Annotated in this window: 11 protein-coding genes; 9 read left to right on the top strand and 2 right to left on the bottom strand. The window is 61.5% G+C overall.

The features are described from left to right. The first annotated feature begins 206 nt into the window (after nucleotides 1-206). Complete coding sequence (gene lapG / locus J3P94_RS26405) at nucleotides 207-869, top strand: cysteine protease LapG (protein ID WP_434570450.1); 663 nt, start codon at nucleotides 207-209, stop codon at nucleotides 867-869. Nucleotides 870-883: 14 nt separating this feature from the next. Then, a complete protein-coding gene (gene lapD, locus J3P94_RS26400; RefSeq protein WP_434570448.1) occupies nucleotides 884-2,830 on the top strand; it encodes a cyclic di-GMP receptor LapD in 1,947 nt (648 codons plus the stop codon). A 274-nt stretch (nucleotides 2,831-3,104) separates the two neighbouring features. Here the strand turns inward: lapD and J3P94_RS26395 are convergent, their stop codons facing one another. Then, complete coding sequence (locus J3P94_RS26395) at nucleotides 3,105-3,443, bottom strand: tryptophan synthase subunit beta (RefSeq protein ID WP_305497599.1); 339 nt, start codon at nucleotides 3,441-3,443, stop codon at nucleotides 3,105-3,107. 119 nt (nucleotides 3,444-3,562) lie between these two features. Further along, a complete protein-coding gene (locus J3P94_RS26390; RefSeq protein WP_434570446.1) occupies nucleotides 3,563-15,565 on the bottom strand; it encodes a retention module-containing protein in 12,003 nt (4,000 codons plus the stop codon). Between the two features lie 360 nt (nucleotides 15,566-15,925). Between J3P94_RS26390 and J3P94_RS26385 the strand changes: the two genes are divergently transcribed. From J3P94_RS26385 to J3P94_RS26355, 7 genes are all read left to right on the top strand, one after another. Continuing rightward, complete coding sequence (locus J3P94_RS26385) at nucleotides 15,926-17,275, top strand: TolC family outer membrane protein (RefSeq protein WP_434570444.1); 1,350 nt, start codon at nucleotides 15,926-15,928, stop codon at nucleotides 17,273-17,275. Nucleotides 17,276-17,311: 36 nt separating this feature from the next. Beyond that, nucleotides 17,312-19,468 carry a type I secretion system permease/ATPase gene (locus J3P94_RS26380; RefSeq protein WP_305497596.1) on the top strand — a complete coding sequence of 719 codons (2,157 nt, stop codon included), beginning with the start codon at nucleotides 17,312-17,314 and terminating at the stop codon, nucleotides 19,466-19,468. Beyond that, on the top strand, nucleotides 19,458-20,825 hold the full coding sequence (locus J3P94_RS26375) for an HlyD family type I secretion periplasmic adaptor subunit (RefSeq protein WP_305497595.1): 1,368 nt from the start codon (nucleotides 19,458-19,460) through the stop codon (nucleotides 20,823-20,825). The genes J3P94_RS26380 and J3P94_RS26375 overlap by 11 nt, the downstream gene beginning before the upstream one ends. Nucleotides 20,826-21,147: 322 nt before the next feature. Beyond that, nucleotides 21,148-22,050 carry a TauD/TfdA dioxygenase family protein gene (locus tag J3P94_RS26370; RefSeq protein WP_434570441.1) on the top strand — a complete coding sequence of 301 codons (903 nt, stop codon included), beginning with the start codon at nucleotides 21,148-21,150 and terminating at the stop codon, nucleotides 22,048-22,050. 37 nt (nucleotides 22,051-22,087) lie between these two features. Beyond that, a complete protein-coding gene (locus tag J3P94_RS26365) occupies nucleotides 22,088-23,113 on the top strand; it encodes an ABC transporter substrate-binding protein (RefSeq protein WP_434570439.1) in 1,026 nt (341 codons plus the stop codon). 5 nt (nucleotides 23,114-23,118) lie between these two features. Then, entirely contained in the window at nucleotides 23,119-23,979 is an 861-nt protein-coding gene (locus tag J3P94_RS26360; protein WP_434570437.1) for an ABC transporter ATP-binding protein, read from the top strand. 12 nt (nucleotides 23,980-23,991) lie between these two features. Then, on the top strand, nucleotides 23,992-24,858 hold the full coding sequence (locus tag J3P94_RS26355; RefSeq protein WP_434570435.1) for an ABC transporter permease: 867 nt from the start codon (nucleotides 23,992-23,994) through the stop codon (nucleotides 24,856-24,858). Nucleotides 24,859-25,324 lie beyond the last annotated feature (466 nt).

Raw genomic sequence — 25,324 nt, 5'->3', positions numbered from 1 at the left:
AATTGGATCCAAGCCAACATTAGTTACAGATTGCCAAGCCGTCAAAGTCTCGCGGCGCCGGTTCCTGAACTAAAGTTTAGACTGCTTGCGGTGATTGCATCCTGCCATTGTCTTTTGCCCGGCCAGGCTTCACCATCCAACGAATTTTCCAACGGCCCTTCTCGGACGTATTTCCCTTGGCTGCACCTTTTCCTGTCCTCAGGTCCATGCGTTGGCTGTGTTCGGCATTGTTGCTGGCCGGCCTGCTGCTGGGCGGCCTGCGGGCCGATTGGGACTTTGCGCAGATCAGCCGCCGGGCGCAAGCGTTATATGGGCCTTTGGGCGAAGGGCAGCAACGGATCGACGCGTGGCAGCAACTGTTGGCGACCCAGAAGCAGATTCCGGAACTGGAACAACTCAAGGTAGTGAACCTGTTTTTCAACAAGCAGGTGCGCTACGTCGAAGACATCGACCTGTGGCGTGAGGTTGATTACTGGGAAACCCCTATCCAGGCCTTATGGAAGGGCGCAGGTGATTGCGAGGACTACGCCATCGCCAAGTATTTCAGCCTGCGCCGGCTCGGGGTGTCCAGTGACAAGCTGCGCATCACCTACGTCAAGGCCTTGCGGCAGAACCGGGCGCACATGGTGCTGACCTACTACGCCACCCCCGATGCCATGCCCCTGGTACTCGACAGCCTGATCGACGGTATCCAGCCGGCCAGCCAGCGAACCGACCTGCTGCCGGTCTACTCTTTCAATGCCGAAGGGCTGTGGCTGCCGGGCGCCAAGGGCAACAAAAAAGTGGGTGACACCAAGCGCCTGTCCCGCTGGCAGGATGTGTTGAAAAAAATGCAGGCCGAAGGTTTTCCGGTCGAGACGACTAACTAGGAGCGCGCGCTCAGATGTCCTTGTTCAAACAGCTGTTGATCGCTATCTGTCTGTTCCTGGTGGTTGCCTTCAGCGGCAGCTTCATGGTCAGCCTGGAAAGCTCGCGGACCCAGTACGTCAATCAATTGCGCTCGCACGCGCAGGATGCGGCCACGGCGCTGGCCTTGTCGCTGACGCCGAATATCGACGACCCGGCAATGGTCGAGCTGATGGTCAGCTCGATCTTCGACAGTGGCTACTACGCGAGTATCCGCGTGGTCGACGTGAAGAACGACAGCACCATCGTCGAACGCACCGGCATTCCGGACGCCGGCAACGTGCCGCAGTGGTTCATCAAGCTCATTGGCCTGGAGCCGGCCGGCGGCGATGCGCTCGTCAGTCGGGGCTGGGAGCAGGCAGCACGGGTCGAAGTGGTCAGCCACCCTATGTTCGCCCTCGCCAAGCTGTGGCAGAGCGCGCTGGGCAGCCTGGGTTGGCTGTTGCTGTGCGGCGCTGTGAGCGCGGTGTTGGGGGCCTTGCTGCTGCGCCGTCAGCTCAAGCCACTGGATTACATGGTGCATCAGTCCCATGCCATCGCCCGTCGGGAGTTCCTCAGCTTGCCGGAGCTGCCGCGCACCCCTGAGCTTCGCCGGGTGGTGCAGGCGATGAACCAGATGGTCGAAAAGCTCAAGGCGCTGTTCCAGGAGCAGGCCGAGCGCAGCGAGAAGCTGCGGGTCGAGTCCTATCAGGACAACCTCACGGGTCTGGCCAACCGACGTTACTTTGAAATGCAGCTGCATGCCCGGGTGAGCAATCCCGAGCAGGCCAGTTCCGGTTATCTGCTGTTGTTGCGGGTCAGGGACCTGGCCGGGTTGAACCAGCGGCTGGGCGGGCAGCGCACCGATCAGTTGCTCAAGGCCGTGGGCGAGCAATTGCTGCGTGAATGCGCGCGTTATCCGGAAACCCATAACCTGGTGACGCGCATCCGCGGCGGAGAGTTCGCCGTGTTGGCGCCCGGGCTGGTGCGCGAGGAAGCCTTGCAACTGGCGCAGAATCTCGAAGGCGCGTTGGCGAGCCTGCACGCCACCGGCGCGACGGACGTTGCATCGGTGGCCTCCATCGGGCTGGCGCCATTCGTCCACGGCGACTCGCCGCAAGCGGTGCTCCAGCTCGGCGACCAGGCGCTGGCCCAGGCCGAAACCCAGGGTGAACCGGGCTGGGCCTGCCTGGATCACAGCGCGTCGGCCAGCGTTGGCGATGATCACCATGCCTGGCACAACCTGCTTGACCAGGCGCTGAGCAACCAGCGCTTCGAGCTGTATTTCCAGCCGGTGGTGGCCGCCCAGGACACCCAGGTGGTGCTGCATTACAAAGTGCTTTCGCGGCTGCTCGACGATCAGGGCCAGAGCATCCCCGCCGGGCGTTTCCTGCCATGGCTGGAGCGCTTCGGCTGGACTGCGCGCCTGGACCGCCTGATGCTCGAACAGGTGCTCAAGCAAATGGCCGGGCACGAGCAATCCCTGGCGCTCAACCTGTCCTCTGCCACGCTGGCCGACCCGCAGGCGTTGAACAAGGTCTTTGAAATCCTGCGGGCTCACGGCAATCTCGGGGCGCGCCTGACCCTGGAGATCGGTGAGGAGCAATTACCTGAGCAAGCGGTGCTGGAGCAGTTGACCCGGCAGTTGCGCGAGCTCGGTTTCTCCCTGAGCCTGCAGCGTTTCGGCGGACGGTTCAGCATGATCGGCAACTTGTCGCGGCTGGGGCTGGCGTATCTGAAAATCGACGGCAGTTATATTCGCGCCATTGACCAGGAGAGCGACAAGCGCCTGTTCATCGAAGCCATCCAGCGCGCCGCCCACAGCATCGACCTGCCGCTGATTGCCGAGCGGGTTGAGACGGAAGGCGAACTGGCAGTGATTCGCGAGATGGGGTTGTTTGGGGTGCAAGGGCAGTTGGTGGGCGAGCCTAAGCGTTGGGGATGAGTGCTGCGTTGTCTTTCAGTGAGCCTTCGCGAGCAGGCTCGCTCCCACATGGATCTGGTGACCGAACTACCTGCGGTGACACCCATCCACTGTGGGAGCGAGCCTGCTCGCGAAGGCGACAGCCCGGACACCGCACAACCCGTGGCGAGGGAGCTTGCTCCCGCTCGGCTGCGCAGCAGCCGCCAAACCGGACAACGCGATCCGCCTGGAGAAATGCAGGGGCCTGCTTCGCAGGCCAGCGGGAGCAAGCTCCCTCGCCACGGTCAGCGGTGAATCAGATCAACCCCTTCTCATCGTCATCGATCAACCGACTCAACCCGCCCAGCGCTTCCCGTGCCTGGTTGCGGTCCATCAGCTTGGCCTGGGCCGCTGGCGGCAGGTCGGTGACGCGGATGACGCCTTTGCTGGTGAGTACCTGGATCAGGTCGTCGAGTACCCGGATCATCTCCAGGTCGCTCTGCTTGAGTTGCTTGAGGCTGTTCTCTACCGCCTGGTTGGCGAACCAGTCCTGGATCTCATGGTTGTCGGCCGGCAAGGTCTCGGTGGCCTCGGCATAAGCGGCGGCTTCGACGCGCACCAGCAGGCCTTGCGCATCGCGTTGCACATAAAACATCGGGCATCCCTCATGTATGAAGCGGCGTCATGCAGGGCAGCATAGGCCAACTGTGGGGAGTATGAACACTTATCCCGTGGCGAGGGAGCAGCTCCCTCGCCACGGTGTCCGTGTCAGGTTCAGCTGTTGTTGTGATCGATCTTGATGGTCGGGTCACTGCCGGCGATGAGCGAGTTCAGGTTGATGTTCGACCAGTTGTTGCCTTCCAGCTTGATCGTCACGTCCGGCGTCGCCGCAGTGTTGGCCGCGTTGAATTGACCGGTAGTGCTGACTTGCAGGGAAGACACGCCATCGACCGTGCTGATCTTCAGGAAGTGGTCGATGGTGCTGCCGGTTTCGCCCTGCAACAGGTCCCGCAGGTCGATCCGGTCACCTTCGGCGGCCTTGAAGTCCTTGATCACGTCAGTGCCGGTGTCGCCGGATTTCCAGACGAAGGTATCGCCGCCCAGGCCACCGATGAGCGTGTCGTTGCCCTTGCCGCCGAGCAGGATGTCATTGCCCTTGCCGCCGTCGAGCAAATCGTTGCCGCCCTGGCCGAAGAGAATGTCGTTGCCGGCGCCGCCCAACAGGGTGTCGTTGCCATCGTGGGCACCGGACACACCGAACGCAGTGTAGTGCTCGGTGATGTACTGGTGCACGTTCGCAGTGGTGACCTTGCTGGCGTCCACGCCGCTTTGCTGGGCCACGAACGACTGGATCGCCTGATAACCCTCGCCGGCGACACCATTGAAGCTCACCAGGTCGCCGAACAGGATGTCGTTGCCGTCGCCGCCATTGACCGTGTCGGCACCTGGCAACGTCGCTTCGGTGTGACCGATGATCGAGTTGGCCAGGTCCTTGGGGTCGATGTTGGTTTGCGGCTTGCCATCGGAGTCGTACGGCTTGAGGTCGTCCAGGGTCACGCCGTTGTTCAGGCCGATGGCTTCAACGTTGCTCAAGCCTTTGAGCAGGGTGAAGCTGGCCGTTGAGCCGGCTGCTGCCGAGGCGTCGCCCCACCCGCCGCCGTCCAGGTAGGAGAACTCGAACGTGCCGTTGCCCTCGGCATGCACCGTGCCGACGTAACTCTCATTCCAGTTGTTCTTGCCGCTCTTGGTCGACAGGTACATGTCGCCATTTTCTTCGATGACGAATTTGTGTGTGCTGTCGATCGTCTGGGTGTAGTACTTGCCAACGGTGTAGTTGGCCGCGCTCAGGACGTCGTCGAGCTTGACGGTGCCGTACAACACTGGGTTCGTCTCTTCGCCGGACTGGTAGCGCGTCGGCTCACCGTCGGTGATGAAGTACGTCAGGTTCTTCGCACCGGTATTACTCAGGGCTTGGGTGCTGTTGAAGAAGTTTGCGGTGGTCTTGAACACGTCTTCATAGTTGGTATTACCGCCGGACACCATCGAGTCGAGCACGCTCTTGAGCAGTGTCAGCGCGTTCGGATCGTTGAGGTTGACCGCAACGTTCTTGTTGACCTGGTTGTCGAAGTCCGCCAGGAAGATGTTCACCGTCCCGGAGTTGCTGCCCAGGCTCTGCTTGAGCGTGTTGAACACCTGGGTCAGCGAGTTCTTCGCGGCTGTAACGGACGACGAACTCATGCTGCCGGAGCTGTCGACCATGAACGCGATGTTGTAGTTGACGCCCGGTACCACGGTCAGGCCGCCGATGTCGGCGATCACGATGTCGTTGCCGTCGGTACCGGTGACATTGTCGCTGCCGGAGGTGGCGGTGACAGCGTTATAGGTCGCCGGGTAAACGGTGACCGGGATTTGCGCGGTCGTCACTGCCGACCCGCCGAGGGATTCGGTGGAGGTCGACGTTACGGTCAGGTTGATCTGGCCGCTGAAGTAGGTCGGTGGCGTCAGGTTGAGGCTGCCCAGGTTCCAGCCGGTGAGCGAAGCTTCGCCGTTGGCGCCCACGGTTGCGGTGTGTCCCGCGCCATCGCTCAGCACACTGCCTTCGGGCATGCCGCCGATTTTCACGCTCAGGCTTTCGGAGCCATCGGTGTCGGTCAGGGCGGTGGTGATTTTCGACAGCTTCACGCTGCCGCCTTCGGCGCCTTCGTTGAGCTTGTAGCCGTCGTAGTAGCCTTCGCCATTGGTGCCGTGCAGGTCGGAAACGGAAACCCCGGCATTCACCAGGTCAGCCACGCCGGTATACAGCGGTACGCCTGCGCTGCTCAGGTCCACCGGCGTGCTGCCGTTGACCGACAGGTTCACGTCATAACTGCCTGGGCCGGTCTGGTTGTGGTGGTAGATGTCCAGGGTGTAGTAGCCGCTGGTGGTCGGCGTGAACGAACCGTTCAACTGGCCGCCCGCACCCCAAGTGATGGCCGCGGCGGTCTTGCCGCCGATGGTCACCAGCAAACTGTCGTCGCCGGTGCCGCTGAAGGTGTAGGTCTTGCCGGCTTCCAGGAAGATCAGGCCCGAGGTCTTCGACGCGGTGCCCGGATTCACGTTGCCGTCGTTCTGAACGTTGCTCACATTGGTGCTGCTGTTCGGCGTGCCGGCGGCGTCGATCACTGACTTGAGCGTGCCGGACGGCGCGCCATTGCCATCGGTGCCCAGGCCCGACAGGCCGGTCCAGACTTCCTTGATCAGGCCGGTAGAGGTCACGTTGTTGCCGGCGACGTTGAGGGTCGGCGCATCGGCGGTTGGCGTGATGTCGATCTTCACGGTGCCGGTGTTACCCAGGGTCTGGCCGTCGGTTGGCTGGAACTTGATCTGCGCGTAGTCAGCCTGCTTGTTGCCCACGCCGCTGCCGCCGTAGCCATCGGCCCCGGATTCGTTGGCATCGGGTGTGAAGCGCAGCTTGCCGGCGTCGATGTCGGCCTTGGTGAAGGTCTGGTTGTTGGCCACGTCCTTCCAGGTTGCGCCGTCCAGGTACTGCAACTTGCCGTCACCCGGCAGCCCGGTGATTTTCACACCCTGGCTGGTGGCGGCGCTGTCCACGTCGCTGATGCCGAACGTCGACCAGCCGAGGACCAGTGAAGTGTCTTCGGTACCGGTCACCGCGCCACCGGTGGCTACGGGTGCGTCGTTGACTCCGACCACGTTCACGGTGGTGGTGGCGGTGTTGGAGTAGCTCGTGCCGTCGGTCACTGTCACGGTGATGACGCGCGGTACGGTGCTCGGATCTTCGCTGTTGTTGATGAAGCTGATGTTCTTGATCTGCTGCATGTAGTCGGCCAACGTCGCATTGCCCGTCAGCGTCAGGACGATTTTGCCGTCGGTGCTATTGGCGTTGATGCTGATGCCGTTGACGCTATTGCCCAGGTTCAGATGATCGCCAGGCTGACGGTTGGTCAGCACGATGGTGGCGCCGGTCAGCAGGGTGCTGTCCGGGTCGGTGATTTTCAGGTCGGTGTCGCCAATCGACACGCCCGGGCCGGTGGTGCCTTCGGTAAAGGTCACTTGGTAATCGGCGCCGGTCTTGCCGCTGGAATTGTTGGCGTCCAGGTCGAGTACCGGCGGTGCATCGTTGTCGATGATCGAAGTGCTGACGCTGCCATTGGTGCCGCTGACCGCCAGGTTCTCGAAGTTGCCTCCGGTGGCCGAGTCGATCTTGACTACGAAGTTTTCGGTGCCTTCGGTGATCTTGTCGTCCAGCGTCGCCACGTTGAAAGTCGCGCTGGTGGCGTTGGCCGGGATCTTCACGGTGTAGACGCCGGTGAAGTCCGAGCCATCGGCGGCGGTACCGCTGTAGACGATCTTGACCGTTACCTCGGTTTGCGCCGGGTTCGTCAGGTTGACCGTATACGTGGCGGCCTGGCCTTCGGTGACCGAAGTGCTGCCGGTGATGCTGACGGTGGTGTTGTCAGGCGTGTCGGTCACGGCGGTCACGGCTGGCGTGGTGCTCGGCACCAGGTGCTCGAAATTACCCCCGGTGGCCGTCTTGATCGTTGCTTCGACGTTGCCGGCGTCTTTGTAGACGTCGTCCTTTGGCGCATCGACGGTTACGGTGCCGGTCTTGGCGCCGGCGGCGATGTTGATCACCGCGCCGTTGCTCAGGGTCACGGTCACTGGCGAACCAGCGGCGTTGGTGAGGGTCGCCGTATAGGTGATCTGGCCGCCCTCGGCGACCGAGTTGGTGGCGCTCAGGCTCAGGCCGGTGGTGTCCTGGACATCGGTGACGATGGTGCCGGCAGGCTTGCCGTCGATTTCGAGGTTTTCGTAGTTGCCGCCTTTGGCTTCGTCGATCTTGACGCTGAGGTTGCTGCCACCTGCCAATGCATCGTTAGGCGCGGTGAAGTTCACCGAGCCGGAGCTTGCGCCGACTGGGATGGTGATGCTTTGACCGTTGCTCAAGTTCACTACGAGCGGAGCGCCGGTGACCGGGGCGTTTACCGAGGCGGTGTAAACCACGGTGCCGCCTTCGCCAACAGTCGAAGTCGCGGTGAGCGAAACGGTGCTGGTGTTCAGAGTATCGGTGATGTCGGTCACGGCTGGCGTGGTGCTCGGCACCAGGTTTTCGAAGTTGCCACCGACAGCTTTATCGATGCTGACTTCAACTTTGCCGGCGTCTTTGTAGACGTCGTCTTTCGGCGCGTCGACGGTCACGGTGCCGGTCTTGGCACCGGCGGCGATGTTGATGACCGCGCCGTTGCTCAGGGTCACGGTCACTGGCGAACCGGCGGCGTTGGTCAAGGTCGCGGTGTAAACAATCGAACCGCCCTCGGCGACGGTGTCGGTCGCGGACAGGGTCAGATCGGTAGTGTCCTGGGTATCAGTTACTGCGGTGTCCGCAGGCTTGCCGTCGATTTCCAGGTTTTCGTAGTTGCCGCCTTTGGCGTCGTCGATCTTGACGCTCAGGTTGCTACCGCCAGCCAACGCATCATTAGGTGCGGTGAAGTTCACCGAGCCAGAGCTTGCGCCAACTGGGATGGTGATGCTTTGACCATTCGACAGCGTGACGACCAGCGGAGCGCCGGTGACTGGAGCGTTCACCGAAGCGGTGTAAACCACAGTGCCGCCTTCGCCAACCGTCGAAGTCGCGGTGAGCGACACGGTGCTGGTGTCGAGGGTATCGGTCACGTCGGTGACGACTGGTGCAGTGTTCGGCACCAGGTTCTCAAAGTTACCGCCAACTGCCGTGTCGATGCTGACTTCGACCTTGCCGGCATCCTTGTAGACATCGTCTTTCGGCGCGTCGACGGTTACGGTGCCGGTCTTGGCGCCGGCGGCGATGTTGATCACCGCGCCGTTGCTCAGGGTGATGGTGACAGGCGAGCCGGCAGCGTTAGTCAGGGTAGCGGTGTAAACAATCGAACCGCCTTCAGCGACAGTATCAGTGGCGGACAGGGTCAGACCGGTAGTGTCCTGGGTATCGGTCACTGCGGTGTCCGCAGGCTTGCCGTCGATTTCCAGATTTTCGTAGTTGCCACCCTTGGCGTCGTCGATCTTGACGCTCAGGTTGCTGCCGCCCGCCAACGCATCGTTAGGCGCGGTGAAGTTCACCGAGCCGGAGCTTGCGCCGACTGGGATGGTGATGCTTTGACCGTTGCTCAAGGTCACTACGAGCGGAGCGCCGGTGACTGGAGCGTTCACCGAAGCGGTGTAGACCACGGTGTCGCCTTCGCCAACAGTCGAAGTCGCGGTGAGCGAAACGGTGCTGGTGTTCAGAGTATCGGTGACGTCGGTCACGGCTGGCGTGGTGCTCGGCACCAGGTTTTCGAAGTTGCCACCGACAGCCTTGTCGATGCTGACTTCGACTTTGCCGGCGTCTTTGTAGACGTCATCTTTCGGTGCGTCGACAGTTACGGTCCCAGTGGTAGCACCAGCCGCGATATTGATCACGGCGCCGTTGCTCAAGGTGATGGTCACCGGCGAGCCCGCTGCGTTGCTCAGGGTCGCGGTGTAAACAATCGAACCGCCTTCAGCTACGGTGTCGGTCGCGGAAAGGGTCAAGCCCGTGGCATCAGTCGAATCGGTGACCGCGGTATCCGCAGGCTTGCCGTCGATTTCCAGATTTTCGTAATTGCCGCCCTTGGCGTCGTCGATCTTGACGCTGAGGTTGCTGCCACCCGCCAATGCATCGTTAGGTGCGGTGAAATTCACCGAGCCGGAGCTCGAACCAACCGGAATGGTGATGGACTGGCCGTTGCTCAAGGTCACTACGAGCGGAGCGCCGGTGACTGGAGCATTCACCGAAGCGGTGTAAACCACGACGCCGCCTTCGCCAACAGTCGAAGTCGCGGTGAGCGAAACGGTGCTGGTGTCGAGGGTGTCGGTGACGTCGGTCACGGCTGGAGCAGTGTTAGGCACCAGGTTTTCAAAGTTACCGCCAACTGCCGTGTCGATGCTGACTTCAACCTTGCCAGCGTCTTTGTAGACGTCATCTTTCGGCGCGTCGACAGTCACGGTGCCAGTGGTAGCGCCGGCGGCGATGTTTATGACCGCGCCGTTGCTCAGGGTAATGGTGACAGGCGAGCCGGCCGCATTGGACAGGGTCGCGGTGTAAACAATCGAGCCGCCTTCGGTAACGGTGTCGGTCGCGGACAGGGTCAGGCCCGTGGCATCAGTCGAATCGGTGACTGCGGTGTCCGCAGGCTTGCCGTCGATTTCCAGGTTTTCGTAGTTGCCGCCTTTCGCGTCGTCGATCTTGACGCTGAGGTTGCTACCGCCCGCCAACGCATCGTTAGGCGCGGTGAAGTTCACTGAGCCGGAGCTTGCGCCAACTGGGATGGTGATGGATTGGCCGTTGCTCAAGGTCACTACGAGCGGAGCGTCGGTGACCGGGGCGTTTACGGACGCGGTGTAAACCACAGTGCCGCCTTCGCCCACGGAAGGGGAAGCGGTCAAGCTGACAGTCGAAGTGTCGAGCGTATCGGTGACGTCGGTCACGGCTGGCGTGGTGCTTGGCACCAGGTTTTCAAAGTTGCCGCCGACGGCCTTGTCGATGCTGACTTCAACCTTGCCAGCGTCTTTGTAGACGTCGTCTTTCGGTGCGTCGACAGTTACGGTCCCAGTGGTAGCACCGGCCGCGATGTTGATCACCGCGCCGTTGCTCAGGGTGATGGTGACAGGCGAACCGGCGGCGTTGCTCAAGGTCGCGGTGTAAACAATCGAACCGCCTTCAGCGACAGTATCAGTCGCGGAAAGGGTCAAGCCCGTGGCATCAGTCGAATCGGTGACTGCGGTGTCCGCAGGCTTGCCGTCGATTTCCAGGTTTTCGTAGTTGCCGCCCTTAGCGTCGTCAATTTTGACGCTGAGGTTGCTGCCGCCCGCCAATGCATCGTTAGGTGCGGTGAAATTCACCGAGCCAGAGCTTGCGCCGACCGGAATGGTGATGGACTGGCCGTTGCTCAAGGTGACGACCAATGGGGCGCCGGTGACCGGAGCATTCACCGAAGCGGTGTAAACCATAGTGCCGCCTTCGCCAACCGTCGAAGTCGCGGTGAGCGACACAGTGCTAGTGTCGAGGGTGTCGGTGACGTCGGTCACCGCTGGTGCAGTGTTAGGCACCAGGTTTTCAAAGTTGCCGCCAACTGCCGTGTCGATGCTGACTTCAACCTTGCCAGCGTCTTTGTAGACGTCGTCTTTCGGTGCATCGACGGTCACGGTGCCGGTCTTGGCGCCGGCGGCGATGTTGATCACCGCGCCGTTGCTCAGGGTGATGGTGACAGGCGAACCGGCGGCGTTGGTGAGGGTCGCGGTGTAAACAATCGAACCGCCCTCGGCGACGGTGTCGGTCGCGGACAGGGTCAGGCCCGTGGCATCAGTCGAATCGGTGACTGCGGTATCCGCAGGCTTGCCGTCGATTTCCAGGTTTTCGTAGTTGCCGCCTTTCGCGTCGTCGATCTTGACGCTCAGGTTGCTACCGCCCGCCAACGCATCGTTTGGTGCGGTGAAATTCACCGAGCCAGAGCTTGCGCCGACCGGAATGGTGATGGACTGGCCGTTGCTCAAGGTGACGACCAATGGGGCGCCGGTGACCGGAGCATTCACCGAAGCGGTGTAAACCATAGTGCCGCCTTCGCCAACCGTCGAAGTCGCGGTGAGCGACACAGTGCTAATGTCGAGGGTGTCGGTGACGTCGGTCACCGCTGGTGCAGTGTTAGGCACCAGGTTTTCAAAGTTGCCGCCAACTGCCGTGTCGATGCTGACTTCAACCTTGCCAGCGTCTTTGTAGACGTCGTCTTTCGGTGCATCGACGGTCACGGTGCCAGTGGTGGCGCCGGCGGCGATGTTGATCACGGCGCCGTTGCTCAGGGTGATGGTCACCGGCGAGCCGGCAGCGTTAGTCAGGGTCGCGGTGTAAACAATCGAACCACCTTCAGCTACGGTGTCGGTCGCGGACAGCGTCAGACCGGTAGTGTCCTGGGTATCGGTCACTGCGGTGTCCGCAGGCTTGCCGTCGATTTCCAGATTTTCGTAGTTGCCGCCTTTCGCGTCGTCGATCTTGACGCTCAGGTTGCTACCGCCCGCCAACGCATCGTTTGGTGCGGTGAAATTCACCGAGCCAGAGCTTGCGCCGACCGGAATGGTGATGGACTGGCCGTTGCTCAAGGTGACGACCAATGGGGCGCCGGTGACTGGAGCGTTCACCGAAGCGGTGTAAACCACAGTGCCGCCTTCGCCAACCGTCGAAGTCGCGGTGAGCGAAACGGTGCTGGTGTCGAGGGTATCGGTCACGTCGGTGACGACTGGTGCAGTGTTAGGCACCAGGTTTTCGAAGTTGCCACCGGTAGCTTTATCGATGCTGACTTCAACTTTGCCGGCGTCTTTGTAGACGTCATCTTTCGGTGCATCGACGGTCACGGTGCCAGTGGTGGCGCCGGCCGCGATGTTGATCACCGCGCCGTTGCTCAGGGTGATGGTCACCGGCGAGCCCGCTGCGTTGGTCAGGGTCGCGGTGTAAACGATGGCCCCGCCTTCGGCTACGGTGTCGGTTGCAGACAGCGTCAGACCGGTAGTGTCTTGGGTATCAGTTACTGCAGTATCCGCAGGCTTACCGTCAATTTCCAGGTTTTCGTAGTTGCCGCCTTTCGCGTCGTCGATCTTGACGCTGAGGTTGCTACCGCCCGCCAACGCATCGTTTGGTGCGATGAAATTCACCGAGCCAGAGCTTGCGCCGACCGGAATGGTGATGGACTGGCCGTTGCTCAAGGTGACGACCAATGGGGCGCCGGTGACCGGAGCATTCACCGAAGCGGTGTAAACCACAGTGCCGCCTTCGCCCACGGAAGGGGAAGCGGTCAAGCTGACAGTCGAAGCGTCGAGCGTGTCGGTGACGTCGGTCACCGCTGGTGCAGTGTTAGGCACCAGGTTTTCGAAGTTGCCACCGGTAGCTTTATCGATGCTGACTTCAACTTTGCCGGCGTCTTTGTAGACGTCGTCTTTCGGCGCGTCGACGGTCACGGTGCCGGTCTTGGCACCGGCGGCGATGTTGATGACCGCGCCGTTGCTCAGGGTCACGGTCACTGGCGAACCGGCGGCGTTGGTCAAGGTCGCGGTGTAAACAATCGAACCGCCCTCGGCGACGGTGTCGGTCGCGGACAGGGTCAGATCGGTAGTGTCCTGGGTATCAGTTACTGCGGTGTCCGCAGGCTTGCCGTCGATTTCCAGGTTTTCGTAGTTGCCGCCTTTGGCGTCGTCGATCTTGACGCTCAGGTTGCTACCGCCAGCCAACGCATCATTAGGTGCGGTGAAGTTCACCGAGCCGGAGCTTGCGCCGACCGGAATGGTGATGGACTGGCCGTTGCTCAAGGTGACGACCAATGGGGCGCCGGTGACTGGAGCGTTCACCGAAGCGGTGTAAACCACAACGCCGCCTTCGCCAACAGTCGAAGTCGCGGTGAGCGAAACGGTGCTGGTGTCGAGGGTATCGGTCACGTCCGTCACGACTGGTGCAGTGTTAGGCACCAGGTTCTCAAAGTTACCGCCAACTGCCGTGTCGATGCTGACTTCAACCTTGCCGGCATCCTTGTAGACATCGTCTTTCGGCGCGTCGACAGTGACGGTGCCAGTGGTAGCGCCGGCGGCGATATTGATCACGGCGCCGTTGCTCAAAGTAATGGTGACAGGCGAGCCCGCTGCGTTGGTCAGGGTCGCGGTGTAAACAATCGAACCACCTTCGGCGACGGTGTCGGTTGCGGACAAGGCCAAGCCAGTAGCATCAGCCGAATCAGTGATCGTAGTAACCGCAGGCGTCGTGCTCGGTACCAGGTTTTCGAAGTTGCCGCCGGTTGCGCCGGTGATCGTGGTGCTGACGGTACTGCCGTTGTTGTAGACGTCGTTGGCCGGGGTATCCACGGCAACGGTGCCGGTGGTCTGGCCAGCGGCAATGGTAATGACCGAGCCATTGCTCAACGTCACGGTCACCGGCGTCTGAGCAGGATTTGTCAGCGTTGCGGTGTAAGTGATCTGACCGCCTTCGGTGATGGTTTCGCTGGCGCTGAGCGTCAGGCCAGTCGTATCAGCCGAGTCAGAGATCGTGGTGACCGCAGGCGTCGTGCTCGGCACCAGGTTTTCGAAGTTGCCGCCGGTTGCGCCGGTGATCGTGGTGCTGACGGTACTGCCATTGTTGTAGACGTCGTTGGCCGGGGTATCCACGGCAACGGTGCCGGTGGTCTGGCCAGCGGCAATGGTAATGACCGAGCCATTGCTCAACGTCACGGTCACCGGCGTCTGGGCCGGATTTGTCAACGTGGCGGTGTAGGTGATCTGGCCACCTTCGGTGATGGTTTCGCTGGCGCTGAGCGTCAGGCCAGTCGTATCAGCCGAGTCAGAGATCGTGGTGACCGCAGGCGTAGGGCTGGGCACCAGATTCTCGAAGTTACCGCCGGTTGCGCCAGTAATCGTAGTACTGACAGTGCTGCCATTGTTGTAGACGTCGTTAGCCGGGGTATTGACAGCCACGGTACCGGTGGTCTGGCCGGCGGCGATAGTGATCACCGAGCCATTGCTCAAGGTCACGGTCACCGGCGTCTGGGCCGGATTGGTCAACGTGGCGGTGTAGGTGATCTGGCCGCCTTCGGTGATGGTTTCGCTGGCGCTGAGCGTCAGGCCAGTCGTATCGGCCGAATCAGTGATCGTAGTAACCGCAGGCGTAGTACTCGGCACCAGATTTTCGAAGTTACCGCCAGTGGCGCCGGTAATCGTAGTGCTGACGGTGCTGCCGTTGTTATAGGCGTCGTTAGCCGGAGTATCGACAGCCACGGTACCGGTGGTTTGTCCGGCGGCGATGGTAATGACCGAGCCATTGCTCAATGTCACGGTCACCGGCGTCTGAGCCGGGTTGGTCAGCGTCGCGGTGTAGGTGATCTGGCCGCCTTCGGTGACAGTATTGCCGGCACTCAGGGTGACGGTGGTGGTGTCGACGGTATCGGTGATCTGCGTCACGGCTGGCGTGGTCGGCAGGGTCACGGCGATGCCGGTGCCGCCAGTGGTGCCGGTGACGGTCACGCTGACTTGGCTGGGGTCGTTGTAGACCGTGTCGTTCGGTGCCAGGGGCACGTTGACGCTACCGGTCAGTTGCCCGGCCGGAATCACGATCACCGCGCCGTTGGACAGGGTTACGGTCAGGTTGGTTTGCGGCGCCTGGGTCACGGTCGCGGTGTAGACCAGCACGCCCCCGGCCTCGGTCAGGGTCGGGGTGGCGCTCAAGGTCATCGTCGCATTGAGCACGGCGTTGGCGGTGGTATCGGCGTTGTCGTCGCCACCCAGGATGTTGTCATCGGTTGCCGCGGCCGCAGCGAGGCCTTCGGTCGGGAAGCCGATGGTGGGGTCGACGCTGCCGGCCGTGGCATCCAGCACGACGAAGCTATGACCGCCGCCCACGGCTCCGCCTGTACCGGCAGCGGTGGCGCCGGCCGCGGTGGCTTCCAGGGCGGTGGTCGGGTCGACACCGGCGGCGATGGCTTGCTGCAGCTCTTCTACTGAAGGCGCGGCTTGGGCAGTGGCCTGTTCGAGGTCGGTGGAAGAGTCCGGCGCGCTGGCGCTCCACTGGGTATCGCGGCCCAGGTCGAGCGTGCGGCCGTCAGCCAGTTCCAACGTGACGGCGCCGGCAGGGCCGGTGTCCAACTGGTCGCCTACGTTAAGGCGATCGCCTTCAATGAGTACGCGCCGAATGCCCTCGGGGGAAACGACGAAAACCTGACCAACAATGCTTTTGACAACGGCAATAACACTGCTCATTGAAGACTCTCCGGGTACCACGTTCAGTAGACTTCCATGGACCCGACAGCCTCGTTGGCCATAGCGGTCTGGACGTTCATGCGCACAAAGGGATAATGTTTTGACGCTGGAAATATGACGATATTTTGACAGCTAGTTCGGCTTATTTTGTTTCTGCCAAACTATTGACCTTATGCTGGCCATCCTAAACAATCGCCCCTGTAATGTCACATTGATATTTAAGCGGCGACCTGTTCTTTCGGTGCGTGTTCCTGCCCCTGTTTTGAACTTTCCGACATACGGTCATTCCGGTTGCCATCATCCGATGCAGCGACACGTTTCGCTGTGATTCAAGACAAGAGTTTCGGGAATTTTCCAACCATGCGTTCGCACCTGTTCAAGGCTTTACCCTTCGCCCTGGCCGCCAGTTTCGTACAAGCACAAACCTTGCCGCAGGCCATGCAACAAGCATTGGATGTTCATCCGGAAATTCAGGCAGGCGTGAACAGCCGCCTGGCGGCGGACTATCAGCTGAAGGCGGCCAAGGGCGGCTACCTGCCTAGAGTGGACCTCGCAGCCGGTTACGGCCGTGAAGGCACCGACAGCGTGACGACCCGTTCGGGCAGTAATAATCATTGGGAAACCCTGAACCGCAGCGAATCGAGCCTACGCCTGTCGCAAATGGTTTTTGACGGTTTTGCGACGTCCAGCGAAGTCGGGCGTCAACAAGCCAACGTCAGTGCTCGCGCCTATTCCTTGCTTGATGCCTCCGAGCGCACCGGGCTGACCGTCGCCCAGGTGTACCTGGACGTACTGACCCGCCGTGAGTTCGTGCGCCTGGCCGAGGAAAACCTCAAGAGTCACGAGCGCATCTTCGATCAGATCAAGCTGCGCACTTCCCGGGGCGTAGGCAGCGGGGCCGACCTGGACCAGGCTGAGGCGCGCATGGCCCAGGCCCGCAACAACCTGATCACCGAGCAGACCAACCTGGCCGATGCCGAGACCAACTACCTCAGCGCCGTCGGACAATTGCCTGACCAACTGGAGCGCCCCGCCGACTTTCTGGCGCTGCTGCCGGCCAACCTGACCGAAGCCCGTTCCCAGATGCTGGAAAACAGCCCGGTGCTGCGTTCGGCCGAAGCCGACATCGCCGCCGCCGAGAAGCAGTACGAGGCCGCCAAGTCGAGCTTCTACCCTCGCTTCGACGCGGAGCTGGGCCGCACCGCCGACAACGACCTGGACGGCCAGAACGGCCACAACAATGAATGGCAGGCCATGCTGCGCATGCGCTTCAACCTGTACGCCGGTGGCAGCAACAAGGCTGACCTGGAATCCAAGTCCTACCTGTCCAACCAGGCGCTGGATATCCGCAACAACGCGCTGCGCCAATTGAACGAAGAGCTGGGCCTGGCGTGGAACGCCCTGAACAACGCCAACGCCCAGGTGCCGATTGCCCAGCAGTACGTGGATCGCAGCGCCAACGTGCGCACCGCCTACCAGAAGCAATTCAGTCTCGGCGAGCGGACCCTGCTCGACTTGCTCGACAGCGAAAACGAGCTGTTCAGCGCCTCCCGCCGTCTGGCGGAAATCAAGAACGTGCAGCTGTTCAGCCAGTATCGGATCAAGGCGACCATGGGCCAGTTGCTGAAAAGCCAAGGCGTGGTCGCGCCGTTGGCATCCGTTGTGCAGAACGACGTGAAACCCAGGGTCCAGTTGCCTGGGATGAATTAAGCCATCCATCCGTTTTTCAGCGAAAGAGTGCCGAGCGTGGAATCAGAAGTCAGTCCAGTCGAACTAGTTCACGACCCGCGCACGCTGCACGATGACCCGCTGCTGGATGGTTTGCTGGCGCTCTGCATGCTGCACCAGAAACCTGCCAGTGCGGCGATGCTGACCACCGGCCTGCCGCTGCCCAAGCAACGCTTGAGCGTCGACTTATTGTCGCGCGCGGCGGCCCGTGCCGGTCTGCAAGGCCGGGTGTTGCAACGCAAGCTCGAACAGATCCCGGCCATCGCCATGCCGGCTCTGCTACTGCTGAAAGAAGGCCGCAGCGCCGTGCTGCTGGGCTGGGCCGGTGACGACCAGGCGCGCTTGCTGCTTAGCGAAAGCGATGGCGGAGAGGTCACCGTCAGCCGCGAGCTGCTGGCCGATGACTACAGCGGCAAGGTTTTCTTCGCCCAACCGCAGCATAAATTTGACGTTAACCACGGCACGCTGATCCCTCGGGCGCGTTCCTGGTTTCGCGACACTCTCAAACGCTCCCGCTGGTTGTACGCCGATGCCATCGCGGCCAGTCTGCTGATCAACATCATCGCCATGGCCGCGCCGCTGTTCGTGATGAACGTCTACGACCGCGTGGTGCCGAACCAGGCCGAATCAACCCTGTGGGTACTGGCTGTCGGCATTACCGGCGCCTACATTTTCGACTTGATCCTGAAGATGTTGCGCAGCCTGTGCCTGGACCTGGCGGGCAAGAAAACCGACCTGATCATTTCTGCGACGCTGTTCGAGCGCATCGTCGGCATGGCGATGAAATATCGCCCGGCGCGGGTCGGCAGCTTTGCCCAGAACATCCACGAATTCCAGAGCCTGCGGGACTTCCTCGCCTCGCTGACCCTGACCAGCCTGATCGACTTGCCGTTCACGCTGCTGATCTTCATGGTCATCGCGATCCTGGGCGGGCACCTGGTGTGGATTCCGGTGCTGGCGTTCCCGATCGCCTTGCTGATTGGCTATGCCTTGCAGAAGCCGTTGGTAGCGACCATGGAACGAACCATGGCCCTGGGCGCCGAGCGCCAGTCCAGCCTGATCGAAACCCTGGCCGGCCTGGATGCGGTGAAGGTCAACAACGCCGAAAGTGAACGGCAGTACCAATGGGAACAGACCATCGGCACCCTCAGCCGCCTCGAGCTGCGCGTGAAGATGCTGTCCGGCCTGGCGATGAATATCACCTTGCTGATCCAGCAACTGGCCGGGGTGATCATGATCGTCTTCGGCGTCTACCAGATCATCGCCGGCAACCTGAGCATGGGTGGGCTGATCGCCTGCTACATGCTCAGCGGCCGCGCACTGAGCCCATTGGCCTCGTTGTCGGGCCTGCTGACCCGCTATCAGCAAGCGCGGGTGACGATGACTTCCGTCGACCAGATGATGGAGCTGCCCCAGGAACGCAATTTCGACGAGCGCCCGCTCAGCCGCAAAGTCCTGCAGGGCGCCATTGAATGCCGCCAGTTGAACTTTACCTATCCGAACCAGCAGAACGCCGCGCTGAAGAACATCAACCTGGTGATCAAGCCGGGCGAAAAAATCGGCATCATCGGCCGCAGCGGTTCGGGCAAAAGCTCTCTGGCAAAATTGCTGGTGGGGCTTTACCAGCCGGATGACGGCGCGTTGCTGGTGGATGGCGTGGACATCCGCCAGATCGACGTCAGCGAGCTGCGCTACAACATCGGCTACGTGCCCCAGGACATCCAGCTGCTGTCCGGAACCCTGCGCGACAACCTCACTTCAGGTGCCCGCTACGTCGAGGATGAATTGGTGCTTCAGGCCGCGGAGCTGGCAGGCGTACACGAGTTCGCCCGCTTGCATCCGCAAGGCTATGAACTGCAAGTCGGTGAGCGCGGGCAGAACCTGTCCGGCGGCCAGCGCCAGAACGTCGCCCTGGCTCGCGCGTTGCTGCTCAATCCGCCGATCCTGCTCCTGGACGAACCTACCAGCGCGATGGACAACACCGGTGAAGAGCGCTTGAAACAGCGCCTGGCTGCTGTGGTGGAAAACAAGACCGTGTTGCTGGTGACGCACCGGGCATCCTTGCTGTCGCTGGTGGACCGCCTGCTGGTGATCGACCGTGGACAGATTCTCGCCGACGGCCCGAAAGCCGCCGTCATGGAAGCGTTGAAGAAGGGGCAGATCAGTGTTGCTTAAATCCGGTTTCAAGGGCGCTGTGGGCCGTTACTTCAAAGGTTCCGACTCGCTGCATGGCCAACCGCTGCCCGAAGTCAACAAGGCGCTGATCGAAGACGCCCCCCGCGTGGTGCGCCTGACAATCTGGGGCATCATCGGTTTTTTCGTGTTCCTGGTGCTGTGGGCCAACTTCGCCGAGATCGACGAAGTGACCAAGGGCGATGGCAAGGCGATCCCCTCGTCCAAGATTCAGAAAATCCAGAACCTGGAAGGCGGTATCGTCGCCGAACTGTTTGTAAAGGAAGGGCAGATCGTTGACGCCGGTGCGTCGTTGATTCGCCTGGACGACACGCGCTTTGTCTCCAACGTCGGCGAAACCGAGGCGGATCGCCTGTCCATGCTGTTGCGGGTCGAGCGCCTGAGTGCCGAGGTCGATGACCGACCGCTGAATTTTCCGGCCGATGTACTCAAGGCGGTGCCGGGCCAGGCTGCCAGCGAAGAATCGCTGTATATCAGCCGCCGCCAGCAGCTGCATGATGAAATCGGCGGCTTGCAGGAGCAGTTGATCCAGCGTCAGCAGGAATTGCGCGAGTTCGTCTCCAAGCAGGCGCAATACCGCTCCGGCCTGGCGCTGCAGCGCCAGGAAATCAACATGTCCGAGCCGTTGGTTGCCCAGGGCGCGGTATCGCCGGTGGAAGTGCTGCGGCTCAAGCGTGCCGAAGTCGAGACCCGCGGGCAACTGGACGCGACGACGCTGGCAATCCCTCGCGCCGAGTCGGCGATCAAGGAAGTACAGCGCAAGATCGACGAGACTCGCGGCAAGTTCCGCAGCGAGGCACTGACCCAGCTCAATGAGGCGCGCACCGACCTGAACAAGGCCCAAGCCACCGGCAAGGCCCTGGAGGACCGGGTGAGCCGTACCCTGGTAACATCGCCGGTGCGCGGCATCGTCAACAAACTGCTGGTCAACACCATCGGCGGGGTAATCCAGCCCGGCAGCGACCTGGTGGAAATCGTGCCCCTGGACGACACCATTCTGGTGGAAGCGAAAATCCGTCCCCAGGACATCGCCTTCCTGCACCCCGGCCAGGACGCCACGGTGAAATTCACCGCCTACGACTACACCATCTACGGTGGGATGAAAGCCAAGCTGGAACAGATCGGCGCCGACACCATCACTGATGAAGACAAGAAAACCACCTACTACATCATCAAGTTGCGCACCGAACGCAGCCACCTGGGCACGCCTGAAAAGCCCTTGCTGATCATTCCCGGGATGGTGGCGTCGGTAGATATCATCACCGGCAAGAAGACCGTGCTGAGCTACCTGCTCAAGCCCATCATCAAGGCCCGGGCCGAGGCGTTGCACGAGCGGTAAATTGATCGAGCTGTGACGGTGCTTTTGTGGCGAGGGAGCTTGCTCCCGCTGGGTCGCGCAGCGGCCCCAAAAAAAGCGATGAGCGCTGCGCACTCAAGCGGGAGCAAGCTCCCTCGCCACGGGTGTCGTTTCCAGGCCGTTGGTTCGGCCATATGGTTATGCGTTTTTAATATTTAAACTCACGCTCTTATATCTTTAAAGTCATCCCCCTGCGTACCTGCCGACCAATCGGCGCGCCGCACGACACAAACCGACACGGTGACCCCGTGAGTTTTTGATCGACTGCGCGCCCATTCAAGCGCGCCGTGCGTGGGAGTGATGCATGCCAGCCGTCTCTTTTTCTCCAGACTCAAATGCCGCGAACATCGCGCCGCAATCATTCGAACTACGCCCATTCAGCGGTGCCGTAGGTGCCGAGATCGTCGGGCTGGACCTGTCCCGGCCGATCAACGATCAGGATTTCGCGCGCATCCACCGCGCACACCTGGACTATCACGTCGTGGTGTTCCGCGATCAGCGCATCACCCCCGAGCAACACATCGCTTTCAGCCGCCGTTTTGGCGTGCTGCAAATCCATGTCCTCAAGCAATTCCTGCTGGCCGGGCATCCGGAAATTCTCATCGTCTCCAACATCATCGAGAACGGCCAGTCCATCGGTCTGGGAGACGCCGGCAAGTTCTGGCATTCGGACCTTTCCTATAAGGAACTGCCGAGCCTCGGCTCGATGCTCCACGCCCAGGAGCTGCCGAGCGAGGGCGGCGATACGCTGTTCGCCGACATGCACAAGGCCTGGGACGGTTTGCCCGAAACACTGCGTAAAGCGATCGAGGGCCGTTCGGCGGCGCATTCCTACACGGCGCGTTACAGCGAGACCAAATTCGAAGGCAACTGGCGCCCGACGCTGACGCCTGAACAGTTGGCTCAGGTCGCCGAAGTCGTGCATCCGATCGTCCGCACCCACCCGGAAACCGGGCGCCAGGCGCTGTTCGTCAGCGAAGGCTTCACCACCCGCATCGTCGGCCTGCCGGAGGATGAAAGCAAAGCCATCCTGGCCGAGCTGTATGCCCACAGCGTGCTGCCCCAGAACATCTATCGCCATCAATGGCAGCCCCACGACCTGGTGTTCTGGGACAACCGCTCGCTGATTCACCTCGCCGCCGGTTGCCCTAGCCATCTGCGCCGAAAGCTGTATCGCACCACTATCCAGGGCGACGCCCCTTTCTGATCGGCTGCGCAGCGCGCAAAGAGCCCGGAGAAACACCATGTCCAAACGCATTGCTTTTGCACCGCTGGCTGCGGCTATCGGCCTGGGGTTCAGCTTGCTCGCTGGCAGCCTGGTCGCGCCGGCCAGCGCCCAGGCCGAAGGTGAGATTCGCATCGCCGAGCAGTTCGGCATCGTCTACCTGCTGCTGAACGTGGTCCGTGACCAGCAATTGATCGAGAAGCACGGCAAGGAGGAGGGCATCGACATCAAGGTCGACTGGACCCAGCTGTCCGGCGGCGCGGCGGTCAACGATGCGTTGCTGTCGGGCTCCATCGACATTGCCGGGGCGGGTGTCGGGCCCTTGCTGACGGTCTGGGACCGCACCCGTGGCAAGCAGAACGTCAAGGCCGTGGCCTCCCTCGGCAACTTTCCCTATTACCTGTTGAGCAACAACCCGAACGTCAAGACCATCGCCGACTTCACCGAGAAGGACCGCATCGCGGTGCCGGCGGTGGGCGTGTCGGTGCAGTCGCGTTTCCTGCAGTACGCCGCTGCGAAGCAGTGGGGCGACAAGGAGTTCAATCGTCTCGACAAGTACACCCTGGCCGTCCCGCACCCGGACGCCACGGCCGCGTTGATTGCCGGCGGCACCGAGTTGACCGGGCACTTTTCCAACCCGCCGTTCCAGGACCAGGCCCTGCAAAATCCCAATGTCCACGTGGTACTCAATTCCTATGATGTGCTCGGGCCGAATTCGCCCACGGTGCTGTTCGCCACCGAGAAATTCCGCGATGAAAACCCAAAAACCTACAAGGCCTTCGTCGAAGCGCTGACCGAAGCGGCCGAGTTCGCCCAGAAAGACAAAGGCGCGGCGGCGGACACCTACCTGCGCGTAAGCAAGGCCAAGATCGACCGGGCGACTCTGCTGAAGATCATCGAAAACCCGCAGATCGAATTTACCGTCACGCCAAAAAACACCTACCCGCTCGCCGAATTCCTCTACCGCGTCGGCGCCATCAAGAACAAGCCGGCCTCCTGGGAAGACTACTTCTTCCAGGACGCCAAACCGCTGCAGGGGAGCTGATTGTCATGAACGTGCCATTGCCAGGCCACGCGGCCAGCAACGCCACCCGCACCGACACCGCGCTGTTGTCGGTGGATAACGTCAGCCTGGAATACCGCACCCCGCAAAGAGTGGTGCGGGCCACCCATCAGGTGAGTTTCGAGGTCGATCCGGCGGACCGCTTTGTATTGCTCGGCCCGTCCGGATGCGGCAAGTCCACGTTGCTCAAGGCCATTGGTGGTTTCATATCGCCGTGCGAAGGCGAGATTCGTCTGCAAGGCCAAGCCGTCAGCGCGCCGGGGCCGGACCGGATTGTGGTGTTCCAGGAGTTCGATCAACTGCCGCCGTGGAAAACCGTCAAGCAGAACGTGATGTTCGCGCTGCTGGCGTCGGGCACGCTCAAACGTCGCGAGGCCGAGGAGCGGGCGCTGCACTACCTCGATAAAGTCGGGTTGGCAGCGTTTGCCGATGCTTATCCGCATACCTTGTCTGGTGGAATGAAGGCACGCGTCGCGATTGCCCGAGCGCTGGCGATGCAACCGAAGATCCTGCTGATGGACGAGCCCTTTGCGGCGCTGGATGCGCTGACCCGCCGCAAGATGCAAGAGGAATTGCTGCTGCTCTGGGAGGAGGTGCGCTTCACGCTGTTGTTCGTTACCCATTCCATCGAAGAAGCGCTGGTGGTGGGCAATCGCATCCTGCTGCTGTCACCGCATCCGGGGCGGGTCCGGGCGGAAATCCACAGCCATCAATATGATTTGCACAGCCTTGGCGGCGTCGGGTTCCAGCACACGGCGCGGCGGATTCATTCGCTGCTGTTCGAACAAGGCCAGGCGCCGGATGCTGAACGCGAGCTGGGTTTTGCCGACATTCGTATCGCGTACTGAGGGGAGCCTTTCATGAGCCAGTTATCGCCTGCGCGCGAAGAATACGAAGTCGATCTGCAACCGCTGACCCACGTACCACTGGAGCGGGAATTGCCCCTGGGCCAGCGCCTTTGGCAGCAGGGTTGGTTGCGTAAATGTTTGATCCTGTTGGTGCTGGCGCTGGTGTGGGAGGGCGTGGCGCGTTACCAGAACAACGACCTGTTGCTGCCGAGCTTTTTGCAGACTGCCAGCGCGCTACATGACGGTTTGCTCAGTGGCGAGTTGCTGGGCAAGGTGTGGATTTCCCTGGTGGTGCTGCTCAAGGGTTATTTGCTCGGCATCGTCCTGGCGTTTGGCTTGACCACCCTGGCGGTGTCGACGCAGTTGGGGCGTGACCTGCTCAGCACCCTGACGTCGATGTTCAACCCGTTGCCGGCCATCGCGCTGTTGCCGTTGGCGCTGCTGTGGTTCGGCCTGGGGCAGAACAGCTTGATTTTTGTATTGGTGCATTCGGTGCTGTGGGCGCTGGCATTGAACATGTATGCGGGGTTTCTCGGCGTGTCGGAAACGCTGCGCATGGCCGGGCGCAACTACGGGCTCAAGGGCCTGCGCTTTGTGCTGTTCATCCTGATTCCGGCGGCGCTGCCGTCGATCCTCGCCGGGCTGAAAATCGGCTGGGCCTTCGCCTGGCGCACCCTGATCGCCGCCGAACTGGTATTCGGCGCCACCAGCGGCAAGGGCGGCCTGGGCTGGTACATCTTCCAGAACCGCAACGAGCTGTACACCGACAAAGTCTTTGCAGGGCTGGCGGTGGTGATCCTCATCGGGCTGCTGGTAGAGAACCTGGTATTCGACAGCCTGGAGCGGGTGACGGTGAAGCGTTGGGGGATGCAAAGGTAAGCCATTCATGAGCATCCGTGGCGAGGGGGGGTGTCTGGGCTGACGCCATCGCGAGCAAGCTCGCTCCCACAGGTTGGACGGTGTTGATCATATATTTGAATTCGACACAAAACCCTGTGGGAGCGAGCTTGCTCGCGAAGGCGGTCTTCAATTCACCACAGGCCTTTAAACCTGACGCTTGAATTCCAGCCGTTCCATTTCCCCGCCAACTGATGAAGAGTGACCTCAAGCCAATCTCTGTGGCGAGGGAGCTTGCTCCCGCTCGGCTGCGCAGCAGTCGCAAAACCAGGCGATGCGGTTTGCCTGAAAGAATGCTGGGGGCCTGCTGCGCAGGCCAGCGGGAGCAAGCTCCCTCGCCACGGGTTTTGGGTGTCTGGGAGGGCGCCATCGCGAGCAGGCTCGCTCCCACAGGTGGTTGGGGTTGTTGCAAACATCTCAGCCAGCACAGGTCCATGTGGGAGCGAGC

Source organism: Pseudomonas sp. Z3-8 (genome assembly GCF_051131975.1).
Lineage (GTDB): Bacteria > Pseudomonadota > Gammaproteobacteria > Pseudomonadales > Pseudomonadaceae > Aquipseudomonas.
The sequence above is the reverse complement of the archived record's forward strand: the minus strand, read 5'-3'. Positions and strand labels throughout refer to the sequence as shown.

Excerpts from the sequence above, each read along its gene's own strand:
- lapG (WP_434570450.1), top strand. The coding sequence starts at position 207 with ATGCGTTGGCTGTGTTCGGCATTGTTGCTGGCCGGCCTGCTGCTGGGC.
- J3P94_RS26385 (WP_434570444.1), top strand. The coding sequence starts at position 15,926 with ATGCGTTCGCACCTGTTCAAGGCTTTACCCTTCGCCCTGGCCGCCAGT.
- J3P94_RS26355 (WP_434570435.1), top strand. The coding sequence starts at position 23,992 with ATGAGCCAGTTATCGCCTGCGCGCGAAGAATACGAAGTCGATCTGCAA.
- J3P94_RS26365 (WP_434570439.1), top strand. The coding sequence starts at position 22,088 with ATGTCCAAACGCATTGCTTTTGCACCGCTGGCTGCGGCTATCGGCCTG.
- lapD (WP_434570448.1), top strand. The coding sequence starts at position 884 with ATGTCCTTGTTCAAACAGCTGTTGATCGCTATCTGTCTGTTCCTGGTG.
- J3P94_RS26370 (WP_434570441.1), top strand. The coding sequence starts at position 21,148 with ATGCCAGCCGTCTCTTTTTCTCCAGACTCAAATGCCGCGAACATCGCG.
- J3P94_RS26390 (WP_434570446.1), bottom strand. The coding sequence starts at position 15,565 with ATGAGCAGTGTTATTGCCGTTGTCAAAAGCATTGTTGGTCAGGTTTTC.
- J3P94_RS26395 (WP_305497599.1), bottom strand. The coding sequence starts at position 3,443 with ATGTTTTATGTGCAACGCGATGCGCAAGGCCTGCTGGTGCGCGTCGAA.
- J3P94_RS26360 (WP_434570437.1), top strand. The coding sequence starts at position 23,119 with ATGAACGTGCCATTGCCAGGCCACGCGGCCAGCAACGCCACCCGCACC.